Source organism: Ramlibacter sp. (assembly GCF_028291745.1).
GTDB lineage: Bacteria > Pseudomonadota > Gammaproteobacteria > Burkholderiales > Burkholderiaceae_C > Ramlibacter.
This window is the reverse complement of record NZ_JAQGNQ010000101.1, coordinates 1-19,306: the sequence shown is the minus strand read 5'-3', so window position 1 is coordinate 19,306 and position 19,306 is coordinate 1. Positions and strand designations below refer to the sequence as shown.

The following is a 19,306-nucleotide window of genomic DNA, read 5'->3' as shown; positions in this document are numbered from 1 at the left end:
TGGGCTGGGTGGATCCCATGGTCGGGTATGCGAGAATCATTCGGCAATCGCTGACCTGCCCCAATCCATGTCCCACGCCGAGCTCGACTCCCCCGTACCCACCCCCGAAGGCGAGTCCGCCCCGGTGGCCGTGGTGCGCAAACGTCCCAAGCCGGGCGAGCGCCGGGTGCAGATCCTGGAGGCGCTGGCCACCATGCTGGAGCAGCCGGGTGCCGAGCGCATCACCACCGCGGCCCTGGCCGCGCGGCTGGAGGTGAGCGAGGCGGCCCTGTACCGGCACTTCGCCAGCAAGGCGCAGATGTTCGAAGGGCTGATCGAGTTCATCGAGCAGAGCGTGTTCACCCTGATCAACCAGATCGCCGAACGCGAGCCGGCCGGCGCGGGCCAGGCCGGGCGCATCGTGGCGATGCTGATCCAGTTTGCCGAGAAGAACCCGGGCATGACGCGGGTGATGGTGGGCGATGCGCTGGTGTTCGAGAACGACCGCCTGCAGCAGCGCATGAACCAGTTCTTCGACAAGGTCGAGGCCTCGCTGAAGCAGTGCCTGCGCGCGAGCGCCGACGCGGCCACGCCGACGGTGGATGCGGCCGTGCGCGCCTCGGTGCTGACGGCCTTTACCGTCGGGCGGCTGCAGCGCTTTGCGCGCTCCGGGTTCAAGCGGCTGCCGTCGGAGCATCTGGACGCATCGCTGGCGCGGATGTTGTAGCCTGTCATTTGCGTTCGGCCCCGCTGCGGTAGGCTGGGCTGCGCGCAGCGCACCCCAGCGGCAGCGCTGGGGTCGCCTCCGGCAAGCCCAGCCTGCGAGCAAGAGCCGGCATCGCTTGCCTCATTCCATGCTCAGAATCCGCCTCGCCGGCCAGGATGCCCTGCTGCATCCCAGCGGCACCCTGTTCCTTTCCGCCTGGCGCACGCTGCTGGTCGCCGATGCGCACTTCGGCAAGGCCGTGAGCTTTCGCAAGCTGGGCGTGCCCGTACCGCGCGGCACCACCGCCGGCACGCTCGACAAACTGGATGGCGCGCTCGCGGATACGGGTGCAAGCCACATCGTGTTCCTCGGCGACTTCCTGCATTCGGTGCGCTCGCATGCGGCCGGCACGCAGGGCGTGCTGCACGCGTGGCGTGAGCGCCATCCCGATCTTGGGCTGACCCTGGTGCGCGGCAACCACGATGACCGCGCGGGCGATCCGCCGGCCGCCCTGCGCTTCACCGTGGTCGACGAGCCGCTGCGGCTCGGCCCCTTCGCGCTGTGCCATCACCCGCGGCCGGTGGCCGACGCGTACGTGCTGGCGGGCCACTGGCATCCCTGCATCAGCGTCACGGGCCGTGCGTTCGAGCGCCTGCGGCTGCCCTGCTTCTGGCTGGGCGACGACAGTGGCCAACTGCCGGGCCAGGCCATCGGCGTGCTGCCGGCCTTCGGCAACTTCACGGGCATGCACCGGATCGAGCCGCGCGCGGGCGATCGCATCTTTCCGATCGCCGGTGAGCTGGTGCGCGCGCTGCCCGTGCTGCCTGTGCCGTAGGGCGCGTGTCGGTGGGCCGCCGACATCGGCTATCGGTGCGCGCTGGCGAGCGGCACCACGGCTGCGCCTTGGAATAGGGCGGTAATCATTCCAAGGAGTTCACACATGAAAGTGCAACGTGCTGGCCTTGCCGTCGTCGCCGTCGCTGCGTTCCTCTCCCTTCCCGTCCTGGCCGAAGGCGTCAGCACCGGCACCGGTGGCATGGTGAGCTCGGGCACCGGCCTGGCCGTGCAACCGGCCACTGCCTCGGTGACCGTCATGCCGTCGACGGCGTCCGCGATTCCCAGTGCCCGCCTGATGCCCGGCGGCGCGATGGTGCAACGCAATTCCACCACCGTGCTCGGCGGCCCGGCCGGCGACGTGAGCGGCAGCCAGAGCATCGTCACCGACTACTGGGTCAACGTACCCCCGAGCGCCGAGCACCGCACCGACTTCCGCCGCTGGCAGAGCTTGAGGTAAGCGCGTCGGGCAGGGATGTCGTTGCGGGCTTGACCCGCAATGTGTCGCAGTGGGATGTCATTGCGGGCTTGACCCGCAAGCCAGGGCGGCGCTGGCACGGGCGCAGCATGGATCCCGGGTCAAGCCCGGGATGACATCCTTTATTCCACCGTCGCCCCGACCTTCTTCCCCGCCGCGACGATCTCGCGCCAGGTCTGGTCGTCGACCTCGATGCCGGCCGCTTCGCGTTCGCGCCGCGCCTTGCGCTCCGGTTCGCCGGCCAGCATCACGCCTTCGCTGTCGGGCGCCGGCGGACTTTGCTTGAGCCACTCGACGAAGGCCAGTGCCTCGCGCTCGAATTCGCTCTGCGTCCCCAGCCTGGCCGGATCGACGACGATGGTGAACATTCCGTTGATCACCGCCCGCAGGCTGTCTGCCGGCCGGTGCCAGGTGCCGCTGCCGGTGAGGGCGCCGCCCAGCAACTCGCAGGCAATGGCCATGCCGTAGCCCTTGTGTTCGCCGAAGGCCAGCAGCGCGCCGAACATGCCACCCGGTTGCGGCACCACCACGACGCCGGGGTTGGTCGTCGGCCGGCCCTTCTCGTCGATCAGCGTGCCCGGCTCGACCTGCCGGCCCTCGTTGTACGCCACGCGCATCTTTCCCTGCGCGACGCGGCTGGTCGCGAAGTCCAGCACGAACGGCGGCTGGCCCGGCAGCGGCACGCCGACGCAGAAGGGATTGGTGCCGTAGCGCCCGTCGCCGCCGCCCCAGGGCGCCACCACCGGGCGCGACTGCACGTTCACGAAGTGGATGGACACCAGCCCGCGCTGCACCGCCATTTCGGCGAAATGGCCGATGCGCCCGAGGTGATGCGCGTTGGCCAGCGCCATCACGCAACTGCCGGTCTCCTGCGCTTTCGCAATGGCGCGGGCCATCGCCTGCTCGCCGACGATCTGCCCGTAGCCGCGCTGGCCGTCAATGGCGAGCAGGCTGGGCGCCTCCAGCTTCACCGCGATGCCGGTGTTCGGCTTCAGGCCGCCTTCGAGCACCGCATCGATGTAGCGCGGCACCATGCCGACGCCATGCGAGTCGTGGCCGCTCAGGTTGGCCAGCACCAGGTTGGCGGCGACCGCCTGCGCTTCTTCGCGCGTGCTGCCAGCGGCGGTGAGGATGTCGGTGACGGTGGTGCGCAGGTGCGCGGCGGGGAGGGTCTTGCTCATGGGTCTCCTTCGAGTTTTGATATTTGTTCGGATGTCCGGATGTCATTGCGGGCTTGACCCGCAAGCCACGACGGCGCATGTCCCGGCGCAGCATGGATCCCGGGTCAAGCCCGGGATGACATCCTCGTCACATCACCGCGCCCACCTGCCACGGCACGAATTCATTCTGGCCATAGCCGTGCCGCTCGCTCTTGCTGGCCTCGCCCGAGGCAGTGGCCAGCACGAGGCGAAAGATGCGTTCGCCCATTTCGGCGATCGAGGCCTGGCCGTCGATGATCTCGCCGCAGTTGATGTCCATGTCCTCTTCCTGCCGCTGCCAGAGCGCCGTGTTGGTGGCGATCTTCAGCGAAGGCGAGGGCGCGCAGCCGTAGGCCGAGCCGCGGCCGGTGGTGAAGCAGATCATGTTGGCGCCGCCTGCCACCTGGCCGGTGGCGCTGACGGGGTCGTAGCCCGGCGTGTCCATGTAGACGAAGCCGTGCGCGGCGACCGGCTCGGCGTATTCGTACACCGCCTCGAGGTTGCTGGTGCCGCCCTTGGCGACCGCGCCCAGCGACTTCTCCAGGATGGTCGTGAGCCCGCCTGCCTTGTTGCCGGGCGACGGGTTGTTGTTCATCTCGCCTTCGTTCACCTGCGTGTAGTGCTCCCACCAGTGGATGCGCTCGACCAGCTTCTCGCCGACCTCGCGGCGCACCGCGCGCCGCGTCAGCAGGTGTTCGGCGCCATAGATCTCCGGGGTCTCGGAGAGGATCGCGGTGCCGCCATGCGCCACCAGCAAGTCCACCGCTGCCCCGAGCGCCGGATTGGCGCTGATGCCCGAATAGCCATCGGAGCCGCCGCATTGCAGGCCGATCGTGATGTGCGCCGCGCTGCAGGGCTCGCGCGTCGCGCGGTTGGCCGCGGGCAGCATGTCCTTGACCAGCCCGATGCCCTTCTCCACGGTCTTGCGCGTGCCGCCGGTGTCCTGGATGTTGAACACTTGCAGCGTCTCGCCTTCGCGCAGGCTGCTGTGCGCGAGCCAGGCGTTGATCTGGTTGGCCTCGCAGCCCAGGCCGACCACGATCACCGCCGCGAAGTTGGCGTGCGTCGCGTAGCCGGCCAGCGTGCGCTCGAGGATCTGCATGCCCAGGCCCTGCGTGTCCATGCCGCAGCCGGTGCCGTGCGTGAGCGCCACCACGCCGTCGACGTTGCGATAAGCCTCCAATGCCTTCGGATTGGTCTGGCGCGAAAAGTGGTCGGCGATGGCGCGGGCCGCGGTCGCCGAGCAGTTGACGCTGGAGAGAATGCCGATGTAGTTGCGCGTGGCGACGCGACCATCCGCGCGCTGGATGCCCATGAAGGTGGCTTCGCGCGCTGGGGGCTGCGGCTTCACGTCGGCGCCGAAAGCGTAATCGCGTTCGAACGCGCCCGCCTCGGGGCCCATCCAGAGGTTGTGCGTGTGCACGTGCTCGCCAGCAGCGATCGGCTTGCTGGCAAAGCCGATGATCTGGTTGTAGCGGCGCACCGGCTGGCCGGCCGCGATGTCGCGCACGGCGATCTTGTGGCCCGGCGGGATCAAGCCGCGGACAGTGACGTTTTCGACGGTCGCGCCGCCCACCAGTTGCGAGCGGGCAATCAGAACGTCGTCGGCGGGATGGAGGCGGATGAAGGGGGTCATGGGGCTCCGTGGGCTGGGCTGCGCGATGCTCGACGCCAGCCTACACCAAGCGCGCACCGGGCGCCTTTCTGGAAGTCCCGAGCGTCCACGACCGGTGCGCACGGCGACAATCGCCCGCACCCCAGCCCCTGGGAAGGAGCACGAACGTGCGACTGAAGAACAAGACCGCCCTGGTGACCGCCGCCGGCCAGGGCATAGGCCGTGCCAGCGCGCTGGCCCTCGCCGCCGAGGGCGCGCAGGTGTGGGCCACCGACGTGAACCCGAAACTCCTGGACAACTACGCGCGCATCGCCAACGTGCGCTGCGTGCAGCTCGATGTGCTGGACAAGCAGGCGATCGCGCGGGTGATCGCGGCGATGCCGGCGCTCGACGTGCTGTTCAACTGCGCCGGCTTCGTGCACAGCGGCAGCGTGCTGCAGGCCAGCGACGAGGAATGGAACTTCGCCTTGAACCTCAACGTGCGGGCGCAGTTCTGGGCCATCCAGGCGGCGCTGCCCCGCATGCTGCAGAACCACGAAGGGCAGGGCGCCGGCAGCATCATCAACATGGCCAGCGTGTGCAGCAGCATCAAGGGCCTGCCCAATCGCTTCATCTACGGCACCACCAAGGCGGCCGTCATCGGCCTGACCAAGAGCGTGGCCGCCGACTACGTGGCCAACGGCATCCGCTGCAATGCGATCTGCCCGGGCACTGTGGACACGCCCTCGCTGCAGGAGCGCATCAACGCCAATGCCGATCCGGTGGCGGCGCGCGCCGCGTTCGTCGCGCGCCAGCCGATGGGACGCCTCGCCACGCCGGAGGAGATCGCGCCGCTGGTGGTGTATCTCGCCAGCGACGAATCGCAGTTCGTCACCGGCCAGGCCTATCCGGTCGATGGCGGGATCACGCTATGAACCGGCTCGATTTCGCAGGCCGCCACGCGGTGGTCACGGGCGGCGCGACCGGCCTGGGCTTCGCCATCGCGCAGCGCCTGGTCGCCTCGGGCGGCCGCGTCACGGTGTGGGACCGCGACGAGGCCGCAGGCCAGCGGGCCGCGCAGGAACTCGGTGGTGCGTTCGTGCCGGTCGACGTGGCAAGCGAGCACTCCGTGCGCGCCGCGGTGCAGGCCACGCTGGCGCGCGAGGCCAGGATCGATGCGCTGGTCAACAGCGCGGGCATCACCGGCCCCAACACCAAGGTGTGGGACTACCCGGTCGATGCCTGGCGGCAGGTGATGGAGGTCAATCTCACGGGCCTGTTCCTGTGCTGCCGCGAAGTTGTGCCGGCGATGCGCGCCGCCGATTACGGGCGCATCGTCAACATCGCTTCGGTGGCGGGCAAGGATGGCAATCCCAATGCCAGCGCCTACAGTGCCAGCAAGGCGGCGGTGATCGCGCTGACCAAATCGCTCGGCAAGGAACTCGCGGATACTGGCGTGCGCGTCAACTGCGTGACGCCGGCGGCGGTGAAGACGGCGATCTTCGACCAGATGAGCGAGGCGCATATCCAGTTCATGCTCTCGAAGATTCCCATGGGCCGCTTCGGCACGCCCGAGGAAATCGCGGCGCTGGTGGGCTGGCTGTGCACCGAGGAGTGCTCGTTCTCCACCGGCGCGGTGTTCGACCTCTCCGGTGGCCGTTCGACCTATTGATAACAACAGGAAAGAAACAATGAAACTCGTACGCTACGGCAACCCCGGCCGCGAAAAGCCCGGCCTGATCGACGACGAAGGCAAGCTGCGCGACCTGAGCAGCATCGTGCCCGACATCGGGCCGGAGCAACTGGGGCAGGTGGGCCTCACGCGCATTCGCAAGGCCAATGCGGCCAAGTTGCCGGCGGTGCGCGGCAATCCGCGCTTCGGTTGCCCGATCGCCAAGGTGCCGAAGTTCATCGCCATCGGCCTGAACTATGCCGACCACGCCGCGGAAGGCGGCATGCCGATCCCGTCCGAGCCGATCGTCTTCATGAAGGCGACCAGCTGCATCCAGGGACCGAACGATCCGGTGATGCTGCCGCGCGGATCGGTCAAGACTGACTGGGAGGTGGAGCTGGGCATCGTGATCGGCACGCGCGCGCAGTACGTTCCCATGAGCAAGGCGCTGGCGTACGTCGCGGGCTACACGATCGTCAACGACGTGAGCGAGCGCGAATACCAGCTGGAGCGCGGTTCGCAGTGGGACAAGGGCAAGGGCTGCGACACCTTCGGCCCGATCGGCCCGTGGCTGGTGACGGCCGACGAGATCCCGAACGTGCAGCGCCTGGGCATGTGGCTGGACGTGAACGGCCAGCGCATGCAGACCGGCAACACGCGCACGATGATCTTCAACTGCGCCAAGCTGGTGAGCTACTGCAGCCACTTCATGACGCTGGAGCCGGGCGACGTGATCACCACCGGCACCCCACCCGGCGTCGGCCTGGGCATGAAGCCGCCCAGGTATTTGAAGAAGGGCGAAGTGATGACGCTGGGGATCGAGGGCCTCGGCGAGCAGCGGCAGATGGTGGTGGCGTACAAGGCGAGTTGACGCTCCCGGATGTCATTGCGGGTTGGACCCGCAATCCACCCGGATGTCATTGCGGGCTTGACCCGCAATCCACGACGGCGCTCGGGCACAGGCCGTCGTGGATCCCGGGTCAAGCCCGGGATGACATCCAATACACGCATCCCATCCTGCGTGACCAACACCCTCACGCATACAGCCGCGCCCCCGCCTCGCGCACCCGCTGCGCCTGCGCATCCCCCAGCGCCCGCACCACCGGTTGCCACAAGCTTGCATACGCCGGCAGGGCCTGCGGCGCGAAGCTGGTGTGCGGCCAGTCGGAACCCCACACGATGCGCTCGCCAAAACATTGGGCGATGCGGCGTACCAGTGGCTGCAGCGCGCCATAGGGCGCGGTGGCCTGCAGGCGATACCAGCCCGAAAGCTTGATCCACGCGCCCGCATCCGCCAATGCGCGCAGCGAATCCCAGGCCGCGGTGTCGTCCACGTGGGCCGCGGTCAGTCCGGAAAGGTGATCGAGCACGAAGGGCAGCCCGCATGCTTTCTGCCAGGCCTCGATCTGCGGCAGCTGCGCGGGCTGCGCATACCACTGCAGGTGCCAGCCACGCGCCTGCACGATCGGCACCAGCCGCTCGAGCAATTCGGGCACGGCCTCGAGCGTGCTGCCCACGGGCGAGACCAGATTGAAGCGCGCGCCGCGCACGCCCGCCGCATGCATAGCGTCGAGGTCCGCGTCGCTTTCCTCGCCATGCAAAACCACGACGCCGCGATGCCGCCCCGTGGCTGCGCGCAGGGCCTGCAGCATCAGCGAGTTGTCGCTGCCGTAGACGCTGGGTTGCACCAGCACCAGGTGGCCGCAGCCGTGCGCCTGCGCCACCGATTCGATCTGCGCCAGCGGCCGGGGCACCGGCGTGTAGTGAGCGCCGGGCGCGGTGCCGGCGCCGTCGAAGACATGCACATGACAGTCCCAGCCGGCAGGCAATGTGACAGGGTTGGCCATCGCGTTCAACCGATGGTGATCTTGCGCTCGCGCACCACGCCCGCCCACAGCGCGCGCTGCTTGTTCAGGAAGTCGGCCGCCTGTGCCGGGCCCCCGCCGAAGACCTCGCCACTCAGGGCGCGCACGCGGGCCAGCACCTCGGGGTCGGCCATGGCCCTGGCGATCGCCGCAGCGAGGCGCGCACGCACCGCGGGCGGAGTGGCAGCGGGTGCGAGCACCGGATTCCATTCCAGCACCTCATAGCCCGGCACGCCTGCTTCCTGCATCGTCGGGATGTCCGGCAGGGCGCGGGCGCGCTGCCGGCTGGTGACGGCCAGCGGCCGCAGCTTGCCGGCCTGGATGTGGCCGAGGGACGAAGCCACGTTGGCGAAGAACAGCGGCACCTGGCCGCCGATCACGTCGTTCATCGCCGGGCCGCCGCCCTTATACGGCACGTGCTGCAGGGTGACGCCCGCGCGGTCTTCGAACAGCGCTCCGGCGAGATGCTGCGCCGAGCCGTTGCCCGAGGAGGCATAGGCGATCGCGCCCGGCCTGGCCTTGGCCGCACGCACCACGTCGGCGACGGTCTTCGCCGGGAAGGCGGGGTTGCACACCAGCACGTTGGGAAAGAGCGCCAGCACCGCCAGCGGCGCGAAGGCCGTATCGGTGTCGTAAGGCAGCTTGGCATAGAGCGCCGGGTTGACCGCGAACGACGATGCGTCCAGCAGCAGCTGCGTGCCGTCCGGCGTGGCGCGCGCCACCATGCCCGCGGCGATCTGCCCGCCGCCGCCCGGCTTGTTGTCGACGACCACGGTCTGGCCCAGGGCCCGCGACATCGGCGGTGCGATCAGCCGCGCCATCAGGTCGGCGCCTCCGCCCGCCGCATAGGACACCACCAGCGTGATGGTGCGTCCGCCGGCAATGGTCTCCTGCGCTCGCGCGAGCATGGGTGCGGCCACCAGGGCGCCGGTGGCGGCCAGCAGGCGGCGACGCGATGCATGGGTCATGGAGTTTCCTTCCAGTGCCTACGGATGTGCCGCAGCATCTTAGCCGTCGCGCCTGCTGCGGTCGCCTCGGGGACACCACGTACGCAGGGGCGCGCCAGGGACTGGTCAGGCACGGGCGTCGGCCCGGTCGAGGGCTGGCCGCAGTCGCTTCGCTCGGTGGTGCACCTCATGCTCGGCTCCGGCTTTCCCATGTTCGTGGCCTGGGGCCCGAATCTCGAGATGCTCTACAAGGGACGGTTATGCGGAGATCCTGGGCAAGAAGCACCCGGCGAGTCTCGGCAGCCGCCCCCGAGCAGCTGCTGGCAGCGATCGCCGCGCGCTTCGGCGCCTGAGCCCGGTTCGGTCTTGCTCCCTCCCCTTCCGGGGGAGGGCTGGGGCGGGGGCGCTCCGGCCTTGGCGCTTTCTCTTCTTCCGCATCCGCCCGAAATGCTGCAAAATAGAACGACCGTTCGTTTTATTCATCCAGCCTGCCATGTCCGTCACCCACCTGCCCGTCAAGCGCACCCGTGCGCGCGAAGGCAAGGCCCTGCAGAAGGGGCAGCAGACCAAGGCGGCGATCGTCGATGCAGCCCTGGGCCTGGCCACGCAGATCGGGCTGGAAGGCCTGTCCATCGGCGCGCTGGCCGAGGTCACGCAAATGAGCAAGTCCGGCGTGTTCGCCCACTTCGGCTCGCGCGAGGAACTGCAGATCTCCGTCATCCGCGAATACCACCAGCGCTTCGAGCAGGAGGTGTTCTATCCGGCATTGAGCCAGGCGCGCGGCCTGCCGCGCCTGCGCGCCCTGTTCGCCAACTGGATGCAGCGCACTTCGGTCGAACTCGACTCGGGCTGCATCTACATCTCGGGCGCGGTCGAATTCGACGACCGTCCCGGGCCGGTGCGCGATGCGCTGGCCGGGTCGGTGCAGACCTGGCATGCCGGCATGAAGCGCGCCATTGCGCTGGCCAAGCAGGAGGGCCACCTCGATGCCTCCACCGACGAGGAGCAGATGCTGTTCGAGATCCACGGCCTGATCCTCGCGCTGCACTACGAGGCGCGCTTCCTCAAGAACCCCGGCTCCATCGCCCGCGCCAGCGCGGGCTTCGAGAACATCCTGCAGCGCTGCGGCGCCGCGGCTTCCCCCCCGTCCCCGATCAAACCCGCCCGACCCGCCAAGAGCGCCAAGGAGTAAGAACCCATGCCCACGTACACCCCGCCGCTGCGCGACATGCAGTTCCTGATCCACGAGCTGTTCGACGTGGCCAACGAGCTCAAGCCGTGCCAGCGCCATGCCGACATCGACGCGGACACCATCAACGCGGTGCTGGAAGAGGGCGGCAAGTTCGCCGCCGAAGTGACCTTCCCGCTGAACATCGGCGGCGACACCGAAGGTTGCGTGCTCGACCAGCAGACGCACGAGGTCAAGACTCCGACCGGCTTCAAGGATGCGTACGCGAAGTTCATCGAAGGCGGCTGGCCGGCGCTGTCCGCCGACCCCGAGTACGGCGGCCAGGGCCTGCCGCTGGTGCTGAACCAGTGCCTCTACGAGATGCTCAATAGCGCCAACCAGGCGTGGACGATGTACCCGGGCCTGTCGCACGGCGCGTACGAGGCGCTGCACCAGCACGGCACCGACGACCAGAAGAAGATGTACCTGCCCAAGCTGGTCTCGGGCGAGTGGACCGGCACCATGTGCCTCACCGAGCCGCATTGCGGCACCGACCTGGGCCTGCTGCGCACCAAGGCCGAACCGAAGGCGGACGGCACCTACAGGATCACCGGCAACAAGATCTTCATCTCCGCCGGCGAGCACGACATGACGCAGAACATCCTGCACCTGGTGCTGGCGCGCCTGCCGGATGCGCCGCAGGGCAGCAAGGGCATCTCGCTGTTCCTGGTGCCCAAGTTCATGGTCAATGCCGACGGCTCGCTGGGCGCGCGCAATCCGATCTTCTGCGGCGGCCTGGAACACAAGATGGGCATCCACGGCAACGCCACCGCGCAGCTCGTGCTCGATGGTGCCGTCGGCACGCTGGTGGGCGAGCCGAACAAGGGCCTGCCCGCGATGTTCGTGATGATGAACGCGGCGCGCCTGGGCGTGGGCAACCAGTCGCTGGGCCTGACCGAAGCCGCTTTCCAGAACGCGCTGGCGTATGCCAAGGAGCGCCTGCAGATGCGCTCGCTCTCGGGCGTGAAGGCCAAGGACAAGCCGGCCGACCCGATCATCGTGCACCCCGACGTGCGCAAGATGCTGCTCACCGCCAAGGCGTATGCGGAAGGCGGCCGCGCGCTGGCGATCTTCTGCACGATGCTGATCGACAAGGAGCTGTACCACCCCGACGAGAAGGTGCGCAAGGACAGCGCGGAACTGGTCGCGCTGCTCACGCCCATCGTCAAGGCCTTCCTCACCGACAACGGGCACATCGCCACCAATGCCTGCATGCAGGTGTTCGGCGGCCATGGCTACATCAAGGAATGGGGGATGGAGCAGTTCGTGCGGGACAACCGCATCAACATGATCTACGAAGGCACGAACACCGTGCAGTCGCTCGACCTGCTGGGACGCAAGATCCTGGGCAACAACGGCGCCACGCTCAAGAAGCTGGGCAAGCTGGTGGCGCAGCTGGTGGAGGAAGAAGGCGTCAACGAGAAGATGGCGGAGTTCATCAACCCGGTGGCCTACCTCGGCGAGCAGATGACGAAGTTCACCACCGAGCTTGGATTCAAGGCCTACCAGAACCCGGATGAAGTGGGCGGCGCGGCCGTCGACTACCTGCGCGTGCTCGGCCACCTGGTGTTTGGCTATTTCTGGGCGCGGATGGCGCAGGTGGCCTTGAAGAAGATCGAGTCCGGCGACACCGATCCCTTCTACCAGGCGAAGCTGCAGACGGCGCGCTTCTACTTCGCGCGCCTGTTCCCCGAAACGGCCACGCTGATGCGCACCGCGCGCGCTGGCGTGAAGAATCTCATGGACACCGACCTGGCACTGGCATGAACAGCATGAAGACCCACTGCGAACAACGGCCGAAAATGGATGTCATCCCGGGCTTGACCCGGGATCCAAGCGGCGCTCGTGTCGCGCGTGGATTGCGGGTCAAGCCCGCAATGACATTCCTGGGGCTCCTCCTGGTAGCTGGCGGCGTGTTCGCCCAGGTCTCACCCGTCGGCCTCTGGCGCAGCATCGACGACAAGAGCGGCGAAGCGAAGGCGGAGATCCGCATCAGCGAATCCGGCGGCGTGCTCACCGGCCGCATCGAGAAGACCCTGAAGAAGGACGCCAAGCCCACCTGCGAGGAGTGCAAGGACGAACGCAAGGGCCAGGCCATCCAGGGGCTGGAGATCATCCGCGGGGCCCGCAAGGCCGATGGGCAGGACGTGTGGGAGAACGGCAAGATCCTCGACCCCGAGAACGGCAAGGAATACACGCTCAAGCTCGCGCCGGTCGACAACGGCCAGAAGCTGCAGGTGCGGGGCTACCTCGGCCCGTTCTACCGCACGCAGACCTGGGTGCGCGTGCAGTAACCGGGAGCCATCGACATGAACAAGGACCAAGACGAACAAGCCGCCGTGCAGGCCGCGGCTGCCAGGGCGATGGCCAACCGCTTCCTGGTGAGGAAGGTGGCCGTGCTGGGCGCCGGCGTGATGGGCGCGCAGATCGCGGCGCACCTGGTGAACGTGAAGGTGCCGGTGGTGCTGTTCGATCTGCCGGCCAAGGACGGTGCGAAGAACGGCATCGTGACCCGGGCCGTCGAGAACCTGAAGAAGCTCAAGCCCTCGCCGCTGGGGGTGCCGGAAGACGCTGGTCTGATCCAGCCCGCGAACTACGAAGAGCACATGGCGCTGCTGGGCGAATGCGACCTGGTGATCGAGGCGATCGCCGAGCGCATGGACTGGAAGCTCGATCTGTACCGGAAGATCGCGCCGCACATCGCCAAGCATGCGATCGTCGCGTCCAACACCTCGGGCCTGTCGATCACGAAGCTGTCCGAGGCGCTGCCCGATGCGCTCAAGCCGCGCTTTTGCGGCATCCACTTCTTCAACCCGCCGCGCTATATGCTGCTGGTGGAACTGATCGCCACGCCGACCACGCGGCCCGGGATCCTCGACCAGCTGGAGACCTTCGTCACCAGTGCGCTGGGCAAGGGCGTGGTGCGCGCCAAGGACACGCCCAACTTCATCGCGAACCGCGTCGGCATCGCCGGCATGCTGGGCACGATGCGCGAGGTGGAGAAATTTGGCCTGTCGTTCGACGTGGTCGACGACCTCACCGGCAAGAAGCTGGGTCGCGCTTCCAGCGGCACCTTCCGCACGGCGGACGTCGTGGGCCTGGACACGATGGCGCACGTCGTCAAGACGCTGCAGGACACGCTGTCGCCCGAGACCGATCCCTTCTATGGCAGCTTCGGCACGCCGCCGGTGCTGGCCAAGCTGATCGCACTCGGCAACCTCGGCCAGAAGACCAAGGCCGGCTTCTACAAGAAGGTGGGCCGCGACATCCTGCGCTTCGAGCTGGAAAGCGAGGAGTACATTCCCGGCGGCCAGAAGGCCGACGAGGTCTATGGCCGCATGCTGAAGAAGCCGGCTGCCGAGCGCCTGAAGCTGCTGCGCAATGCGACCGGACCGCAGGGCCAGTTCCTGTGGGCCATTCTGCGCAACAGCTTCCACTACGCCGCCGTGCATCTGGCCACGATCGCCGAAACCGCGCGTGACGTCGATCAGGCGATGCGCTGGGGCTTCGGCATGAAGCAGGGCCCGTTCGAGCTGTGGCAGGAGGCGGGCTGGCTGCAGGTGGCGCAGTGGATCCAGGAGGACATCGCGGCCGGCAAGACGCTCTCGAACGCGCCGCTGCCCGAGTGGGTGTTCAAGGGCCCGGTCGCCGACGCGGGCGGCGTGCACACCGAGCAGGGATCGTTCAATCCCACCAGCGGCAAGTTCGCGCCGCGTCGCGTGCTGCCGGTGTACCAGCGCCAGCTGTTCCTCGAGCTGCTGCGCGGCGAGGCGGGTCCCCGCTTCGAGGCTGCGGGCACGACGCTGCACGAGGACCGGAACATCCGCTTGTGGACGCTGGACCACGAGGTGCTGATCGTCAGCCTCAAGACCAAGATGCACACCATCAGCCCCGAGGTGTGCGAGGGCCTGCAGCAGGCGGTGGAGATGGCCGAGAAGGACTTCCAGGGCATGGTGATCTGGTCTGGCGATGAACCCTTCAGCGCCGGCGCCGACCTCGAGTCGACGCTGCCGGCCTTCATTGCCGTGGGCGTGGCGGCCATCGAAGACGCGGAAGGCTTCATGCAGCAGACGATGCTGCGTCTGCGCTATGCGAGCGTGCCGGTGGTGTCCGCGATTCGCGGGCTGGCCCTGGGCGGTGGCTGCGAGCTGGGGCTGTATTCGGCCAGGCGCGTGGTGGCGATGGAAAGCTACATGGGCCTCGTGGAAGTGGGCGTCGGCCTGGTGCCGGGGGCCGGCGGCCTCACGTACATCGCGCGCCGCGCCGCGGAGAACGCGGCGAGCAGCACCGACCGCGACCTGTTGAAGTTCCTGACCGAGGGGTTCACGGCCGCCGCGATGGCCAAGGTGGGCACGAGCGCGATCGAGTCGCGCAAGCTAGGCTACCTGCTGGAGAGCGACATCGTCGTGCCGCAGAAGGACGAACTGCTGTACATCGCGCTGCAACAGGCGAAGTCGCTGTACGACGCGGGCTACCGCCCGCCGCACAAGCGCCTGTTCCCGGTGGCGGGCCGCAGCGCGAAGGCGACGATCCAGGGGCAACTGGTGAACCTGCGCGATGGCGGCTTTGCCAGCGCGCACGACTTTCATATCGCTTCGCTGATTGCCAATGTGGTCACGGGCGGGGATGTGGACGCCAATACGCTGGTGACGGAGGAATACCTGATGACGCTGGAGCGCCAGGCCTTCTGCGCGCTGGTCCAGCACCCGAAGACGCAGGAGCGGATCCTGGGGATGCTGAGTACGGGGAAGCCGGTGCGCAATTGAGGCTGCCCTGTCTCCCTCCTTCCCCCTCCGGGGGAAGGCCGGGATGGGGGCGCTCCCATGCGGAACCAGGCCTTCTCCACCACGCACGGCAACGCCCGCAAATTGCGGGCGGGCATGACCGACTCGGAGCGGAAACTCTGGTCGAAACTGCGCATGGAGCAACTCGGGGTGAAGTTTCGCAGGCAGCACCCGCTCGGTAACTACGTTGCGGACTTCGCCTGCTTGGCGCCGAAACTGATCGTGGAACTGGATGGCTCGCAGCATGCCGACCAGGTGGAGTACGACGCCGATCGTGATGCATTCTTCCGCGCCCACGGCTTCGCGGTCCTGCGATTCGCGACCAACGAACCGTTGACGAACATGGATGGCGTGCTGAGCGTCATCGCCGAACAACTCGGGCTGGTGGGCGAGCGCCCCCATCCCAGCCTTCCCCCGGAGGGGGAAGGAGCCAACAGCCAGGAGCCTGACCAGTGAAACAAATCCAGGACGCCTACATCGTCGCCGCCACCCGCTCCCCCATCGGGCGCTCGCATCGTGGCTTCTTTCGCAACATGCGGCCGGACGAACTGCTCGCCAGCGTGCTGAAGTCCGCTCTCGCGCAGGTCCCGACCCTCGACCCGCACGCCATCGAGGACATTGTCTGCGGCTGCGCGATTCCCGAAGGGCCGCAGGGGCTCAACGTCGCGCGCATCGGCGCCGTGCTCGCGGGCCTGCCGAAGTCGGTCGGCGGCATCACCGTGAACCGCTTCTGCGCCTCCGGGCTGGCCGCCGTGCAGATGGCGGCCGACCGCATCCGCGTCGGCGAGGCCGACGTGATGATCGCCGCCGGCACCGAGAGCATGAGCATGGTGCCCATGATGGGCAACACGCCCTCGCTGTCGCCCACCATCTTCTCCAACCCCGACGACATCGAGAGCTACGGCATCGCCTACGGCATGGGGCTCACCGCCGAAAAGGTCGCGCGCCAATGGAAGGTGAGCCGCGATGCGCAGGATGAATTCGCCTACCGGTCGCACATGAAGGCGATCGCCGCCATGAAGGCCGGCGAGTTCGGCGATGAGATCACGGCCGTCGAAGTGGCCGAGCGCTCGCTCGACCTCGCGTCGGCCGAAGTCAGCATCGCCACCCGCAAGGTCAACCTCGACGAAGGCGCGCGGCCGGACACGACGGTGGAAACACTCGCCAGACTCAAGCCCGTGTTCGCGGCGCGCGGCAGCGTGACGGCGGGCAACAGCTCGCAGACTTCCGACGGCGCCGGCGCGCTGATCCTGGCCAGCGAAGCGGCCGTCAAGCGCTTCGGGCTGCAGCCGCTCGCGCGTTTCGTCAGCTACGCCAGCCGCGGCGTGCCGCCCCAGATCATGGGCATCGGTCCCATCGAAGCCATTCCCGCGGCCCTGAAGAACGCCGGCCTCAAGCAGGACGACATGGGCTGGATCGAACTGAACGAAGCGTTCGCCGCGCAGTCGCTGGCGGTGATAGCCACTCTGGGTCTCGATGCGTCCAAGGTCAATCCCATGGGCGGCGCCATCGCACTCGGCCACCCGCTCGGCGCCACCGGCGCGATCCGCTCCGCGACGGTGGTGCATGCGCTGCGGCGCAAGAACCTGAAGTACGGGATGGTGACGATGTGCGTGGGGATGGGGCAGGGGGCGGCGGGGATTTTCGAGCGGGTTTGAGCCGCCGCATTCCCTTCTTTCTCCCTCTCCCGCTTGCGGGAGAGGGCAGGGGTGAGGGCAGCGGCGCCGGCATTGCACGCACCCTCACCCCCACCCTCTCCCGCGCGGCGGGAGAGGGAGTGAAGTCCACCCCTCACGAGGCCGCATGACCGCACCCCACCCCTTCGACAACGCCATCTCCCTGCAGCCGCAAGGCGACGGCGCGTGGCAAGGCCACACCAGCCCCCCCTACGCCAACTTCATCGGCCCCTTCGGCGGCATCACCGCCGCTCAGTGCCTGCAGTCCGTGCTGCAGCATCCGCAGCGCCTCGGCGACCCGGTCGCCTTCACGATCAACTTCGCTGCGGCGCTGGCCGACGGCGCCTTCAGCCTGCACCCGCGCCCGGTGCGCACCAATCGGTCCACCCAGCACTGGATCATCGAGATGCGCCAAGGGGATGAACTCGTCGCCACGGCCACGGCGCTGACGGCCGTACGCCGACCCACCTGGGGTGCGCACGAACTGCGCATGCCCGAGGCGCCGCGGCCGCTGGACGTGCCGCGCACCACGCGGCGTGGCGTCGCCTGGCTGGAGCGCTACGACATGCGCTTCGTGCTCGGCGTGTTGCCGCGCACCTGGGAAGGACAGGGCAGCGATGACAGCACCAGCCGCCTCTGGGTGCGCGACGATCCGCCGCGGCCGCTGGACTTCGCTTCGCTCGCGGCCCTGTGCGATGTCTTCTTCCCGCGCATCTGGCTGCGGCGCGCGCGGCAGACGCCGCTCGGCACCGTCAGCCTGACGATCTACTTCCATGCGTGCGCGCAGCAACTGGCTGCGGCCGGCTCCGGATATCTGCTGGCGCAGGCGCGCGGGCAGGGCTTCGCGGGCGGATACTTCGACCACGCCGGCCAGGCGTGGAGCGAAAGCGGCGAGCTCCTGGCCACCACCCACCAGGTCATGTACTACAAGGAGTGAGCCCATGGCAGCAGCAGCCGCGCGCCGCATCGCGCTGGTCGTCGGCGCGGGGGACGCCACGGGTGGCGCGATCGCAAAGCGCTTTGCGCGCGGCGGCTACACGGTGTGCGCCACCCGCCGCACTCTCGACAAGCTGCAGCCGCTGATCGAGGAGATCCGCGCGGCCGGCGGCGAGGCACACGGCTTTGCCTGCGACGCCCGCAACGAGGACGAGGTCGACGCACTGTTCGACGACATCGAGGCGCGCATAGGCGCGATCGAAGTCTTCGTCTTCAATATCGGCGCCAACGTGCGCGCCGGGGTGCTGGAAGAGACCGCGCAGAAGTACTTCAAGATCTGGGAGATGGCCTGCTTCGCCGGCTTCCTCAACGCGCGCAAGGCGGCCCGCTGCATGGCGCCGCGCGGCCAGGGCACGATGCTGTTCACCGGCGCCACCGCCTCGCTGCGCGGCTCCGCCGGTTTCGCGGCTTTTGCCGGGGCGAAGGCGGCGCTGCGCGCGCTGGCGCAAAGCCTGGCGCGCGAGCTGGGGCCGCGCGGCATCCACGTGGCGCATGTAGTGGTCGACGGCGGCATCGACACCGCCTTCATCCGCGACAACTTCCCCGAGCGCTACGCGCTGAAGGAGCAGGACGGCATCGTCAACCCGGACCACATCGCCGAAACCTACTGGATGCTGCACACGCAGCCGCGCGACGCCTGGACCCACGAGCTGGACCTGCGGCCGTGGATGGAGAAGTTCTGATGCAGCCCGCCATCGCCTTCTACTTCGACGTGGCCAGTCCCGCCGCCTACCTCGCGTGGCGCAACATGGTCGATTTCCTCAAGGAAGCATTGCAATGAGCGACATCCTCGTCCACGCCGAATCCGGCGTGATGACCCTCACCCTCAACCGGCTCGCGCGCAAGAACGCGCTGACGGCCGAGATGTATGCGGCACTGGCCGATGCGATCGAGCGGGCGCGCGACGACGACAGCGTGCGCGTGCTGCTGCTGCAAGGCCACGAGACGGTCTTCTGCGCCGGCAACGACATCGGCGACTTCCTGAACGCGCCGCCCTCGGGCCAGGACGCACCCGGCCTGCGCTTCCTGCGCGCCATCGCCACCTTTCCCAAGCCGCTGCTGGCGGCCGTGTGCGGGCCGGCCGTGGGCATCGGCACGACCATGCTGTTCCACTGCGACCTGGTCTATGCCGGCGACAACGCGGCCTTTTCGCTGCCCTTCGTCAATCTCGGCCTCTGCCCGGAAGCGGCGGCCAGCCTGCTGGTGCCGCAGATGCTGGGCTACCACCGCGCGGCCGAGGCGCTGATGCTGGGCGAGCCCTTCATGGCGGAAGCGGCGCAGGAAGTCGGCCTGGTCAATCGCGTGCTGCCGCCCACCGAGGCCAACGGCTACGCGAGCACGCAGGCGC

Annotated in this window: 19 protein-coding genes; 15 read left to right on the top strand and 4 right to left on the bottom strand. The window is 68.3% G+C overall.

Translation table 11 applies throughout. The features are described 5' to 3' along the window. The first annotated feature begins 67 nt into the window (after positions 1-67). From slmA to JWP60_RS18725, 3 genes are all read left to right on the top strand, one after another. Positions 68-706 carry a nucleoid occlusion factor SlmA gene (gene slmA / locus JWP60_RS18735; RefSeq protein WP_299794800.1) on the top strand — a complete coding sequence of 213 codons (639 nt, stop codon included), beginning with the start codon at positions 68-70 and terminating at the stop codon, positions 704-706. A 127-nt stretch (positions 707-833) separates the two neighbouring features. Beyond that, positions 834-1,520, top strand: coding sequence for a ligase-associated DNA damage response endonuclease PdeM (pdeM, locus tag JWP60_RS18730; protein WP_299794799.1), 687 nt, complete (start codon positions 834-836; stop codon positions 1,518-1,520). 105 nt (positions 1,521-1,625) lie between these two features. After that, the gene (locus JWP60_RS18725) at positions 1,626-1,979 is read left to right on the top strand and encodes a hypothetical protein (protein ID WP_299794798.1); all 354 of its coding nucleotides are present in this window, start codon (positions 1,626-1,628) and stop codon (positions 1,977-1,979) included. A 140-nt stretch (positions 1,980-2,119) separates the two neighbouring features. Here the strand turns inward: JWP60_RS18725 and JWP60_RS18720 are convergent, their stop codons facing one another. Both JWP60_RS18720 and JWP60_RS18715 read right to left on the bottom strand, forming a co-directional pair. Then, entirely contained in the window at positions 2,120-3,178 is a 1,059-nt protein-coding gene (locus tag JWP60_RS18720) for a malate/lactate/ureidoglycolate dehydrogenase (RefSeq protein ID WP_299794797.1), read from the bottom strand. 127 nt (positions 3,179-3,305) lie between these two features. After that, the gene (locus JWP60_RS18715) at positions 3,306-4,832 is read right to left on the bottom strand and encodes an altronate dehydratase family protein (protein WP_299794796.1); all 1,527 of its coding nucleotides are present in this window, start codon (positions 4,830-4,832) and stop codon (positions 3,306-3,308) included. A gap of 146 nt (positions 4,833-4,978) precedes the next feature. On the opposite strand from JWP60_RS18715, the gene JWP60_RS18710 reads away from it, so the two are divergent. The 3 genes from JWP60_RS18710 to JWP60_RS18700 are packed head-to-tail and all read left to right on the top strand — an operon-like array spanning position 4,979 to position 7,333. Beyond that, positions 4,979-5,725, top strand: coding sequence for an SDR family oxidoreductase (locus JWP60_RS18710; RefSeq protein ID WP_299794795.1), 747 nt, complete (start codon positions 4,979-4,981; stop codon positions 5,723-5,725). Beyond that, the gene (locus tag JWP60_RS18705; protein ID WP_299794794.1) at positions 5,722-6,462 is read left to right on the top strand and encodes an SDR family NAD(P)-dependent oxidoreductase; all 741 of its coding nucleotides are present in this window, start codon (positions 5,722-5,724) and stop codon (positions 6,460-6,462) included. Before JWP60_RS18710 ends, JWP60_RS18705 begins: the two co-directional genes overlap by 4 nt. A 19-nt stretch (positions 6,463-6,481) precedes the next feature. Continuing rightward, on the top strand, positions 6,482-7,333 hold the full coding sequence (locus JWP60_RS18700; RefSeq protein ID WP_299794793.1) for a fumarylacetoacetate hydrolase family protein: 852 nt from the start codon (positions 6,482-6,484) through the stop codon (positions 7,331-7,333). A 163-nt stretch (positions 7,334-7,496) separates the two neighbouring features. On the opposite strand, the gene JWP60_RS18695 is transcribed toward JWP60_RS18700, so the two are convergent. Together JWP60_RS18695 and JWP60_RS18690 are read right to left on the bottom strand one after the other, a co-directional pair. Then, positions 7,497-8,309, bottom strand: a complete 813-nt coding sequence (locus tag JWP60_RS18695; protein WP_299794792.1) for an amidohydrolase family protein — start codon at positions 8,307-8,309, stop codon at positions 7,497-7,499. A gap of 5 nt (positions 8,310-8,314) precedes the next feature. Then, positions 8,315-9,295 (bottom strand): tripartite tricarboxylate transporter substrate binding protein, encoded by a 981-nt coding sequence (locus JWP60_RS18690; protein WP_299794791.1) that lies wholly within the window; start codon positions 9,293-9,295, stop codon positions 8,315-8,317. A 472-nt stretch (positions 9,296-9,767) separates the two neighbouring features. On the opposite strand from JWP60_RS18690, the gene JWP60_RS18685 reads away from it, so the two are divergent. The 9 genes from JWP60_RS18685 to JWP60_RS18645 form a co-directional block, all read left to right on the top strand. Beyond that, the gene (locus tag JWP60_RS18685) at positions 9,768-10,466 is read left to right on the top strand and encodes a TetR/AcrR family transcriptional regulator (RefSeq protein WP_299794790.1); all 699 of its coding nucleotides are present in this window, start codon (positions 9,768-9,770) and stop codon (positions 10,464-10,466) included. A gap of 6 nt (positions 10,467-10,472) precedes the next feature. Beyond that, positions 10,473-12,269, top strand: a complete 1,797-nt coding sequence (locus tag JWP60_RS18680) for an acyl-CoA dehydrogenase C-terminal domain-containing protein (RefSeq protein WP_299794789.1) — start codon at positions 10,473-10,475, stop codon at positions 12,267-12,269. A 110-nt stretch (positions 12,270-12,379) separates the two neighbouring features. Further along, positions 12,380-12,796, top strand: a complete 417-nt coding sequence (locus tag JWP60_RS18675; protein ID WP_299794787.1) for a DUF2147 domain-containing protein — start codon at positions 12,380-12,382, stop codon at positions 12,794-12,796. 69 nt (positions 12,797-12,865) lie between these two features. Further along, the gene (locus JWP60_RS18670) at positions 12,866-15,268 is read left to right on the top strand and encodes a 3-hydroxyacyl-CoA dehydrogenase/enoyl-CoA hydratase family protein (protein ID WP_299794903.1); all 2,403 of its coding nucleotides are present in this window, start codon (positions 12,866-12,868) and stop codon (positions 15,266-15,268) included. Between the two features lie 57 nt (positions 15,269-15,325). Then, positions 15,326-15,742, top strand: a complete 417-nt coding sequence (locus tag JWP60_RS18665; protein WP_299794785.1) for an endonuclease domain-containing protein — start codon at positions 15,326-15,328, stop codon at positions 15,740-15,742. Beyond that, a complete protein-coding gene (locus tag JWP60_RS18660) occupies positions 15,739-16,944 on the top strand; it encodes an acetyl-CoA C-acyltransferase (RefSeq protein WP_299794783.1) in 1,206 nt (401 codons plus the stop codon). The genes JWP60_RS18665 and JWP60_RS18660 overlap by 4 nt, the downstream gene beginning before the upstream one ends. Positions 16,945-17,089: 145 nt before the next feature. Next, positions 17,090-17,899 carry a thioesterase family protein gene (locus JWP60_RS18655; RefSeq protein ID WP_299794781.1) on the top strand — a complete coding sequence of 270 codons (810 nt, stop codon included), beginning with the start codon at positions 17,090-17,092 and terminating at the stop codon, positions 17,897-17,899. A gap of 4 nt (positions 17,900-17,903) precedes the next feature. Further along, positions 17,904-18,641: an SDR family oxidoreductase gene (locus JWP60_RS18650; protein WP_299794779.1), complete on the top strand. Its 738-nt coding sequence runs from the start codon at positions 17,904-17,906 to the stop codon at positions 18,639-18,641. A 94-nt stretch (positions 18,642-18,735) separates the two neighbouring features. Then, on the top strand, positions 18,736-19,306 hold a 571-nt coding region (locus tag JWP60_RS18645; RefSeq protein WP_299794777.1), incomplete at its 3' end, for an enoyl-CoA hydratase.

Bases quoted from the DNA above. Each gene is read 5' to 3' on its own strand.
- JWP60_RS18695 (WP_299794792.1), bottom strand. From the start codon at position 8,309: ATGGCCAACCCTGTCACATTGCCTGCCGGCTGGGACTGTCATGTGCAT.
- JWP60_RS18655 (WP_299794781.1), top strand. From the start codon at position 17,090: ATGACCGCACCCCACCCCTTCGACAACGCCATCTCCCTGCAGCCGCAA.
- JWP60_RS18680 (WP_299794789.1), top strand. From the start codon at position 10,473: ATGCCCACGTACACCCCGCCGCTGCGCGACATGCAGTTCCTGATCCAC.
- JWP60_RS18675 (WP_299794787.1), top strand. From the start codon at position 12,380: ATGACATTCCTGGGGCTCCTCCTGGTAGCTGGCGGCGTGTTCGCCCAG.
- JWP60_RS18700 (WP_299794793.1), top strand. From the start codon at position 6,482: ATGAAACTCGTACGCTACGGCAACCCCGGCCGCGAAAAGCCCGGCCTG.
- JWP60_RS18725 (WP_299794798.1), top strand. From the start codon at position 1,626: ATGAAAGTGCAACGTGCTGGCCTTGCCGTCGTCGCCGTCGCTGCGTTC.
- JWP60_RS18690 (WP_299794791.1), bottom strand. From the start codon at position 9,295: ATGACCCATGCATCGCGTCGCCGCCTGCTGGCCGCCACCGGCGCCCTG.
- pdeM (WP_299794799.1), top strand. From the start codon at position 834: ATGCTCAGAATCCGCCTCGCCGGCCAGGATGCCCTGCTGCATCCCAGC.
- JWP60_RS18670 (WP_299794903.1), top strand. From the start codon at position 12,866: ATGGCCAACCGCTTCCTGGTGAGGAAGGTGGCCGTGCTGGGCGCCGGC.
- JWP60_RS18685 (WP_299794790.1), top strand. From the start codon at position 9,768: ATGTCCGTCACCCACCTGCCCGTCAAGCGCACCCGTGCGCGCGAAGGC.
- JWP60_RS18720 (WP_299794797.1), bottom strand. From the start codon at position 3,178: ATGAGCAAGACCCTCCCCGCCGCGCACCTGCGCACCACCGTCACCGAC.
- JWP60_RS18665 (WP_299794785.1), top strand. From the start codon at position 15,326: ATGCGGAACCAGGCCTTCTCCACCACGCACGGCAACGCCCGCAAATTG.
- slmA (WP_299794800.1), top strand. From the start codon at position 68: ATGTCCCACGCCGAGCTCGACTCCCCCGTACCCACCCCCGAAGGCGAG.
- JWP60_RS18715 (WP_299794796.1), bottom strand. From the start codon at position 4,832: ATGACCCCCTTCATCCGCCTCCATCCCGCCGACGACGTTCTGATTGCC.
- JWP60_RS18650 (WP_299794779.1), top strand. From the start codon at position 17,904: ATGGCAGCAGCAGCCGCGCGCCGCATCGCGCTGGTCGTCGGCGCGGGG.
- JWP60_RS18705 (WP_299794794.1), top strand. From the start codon at position 5,722: ATGAACCGGCTCGATTTCGCAGGCCGCCACGCGGTGGTCACGGGCGGC.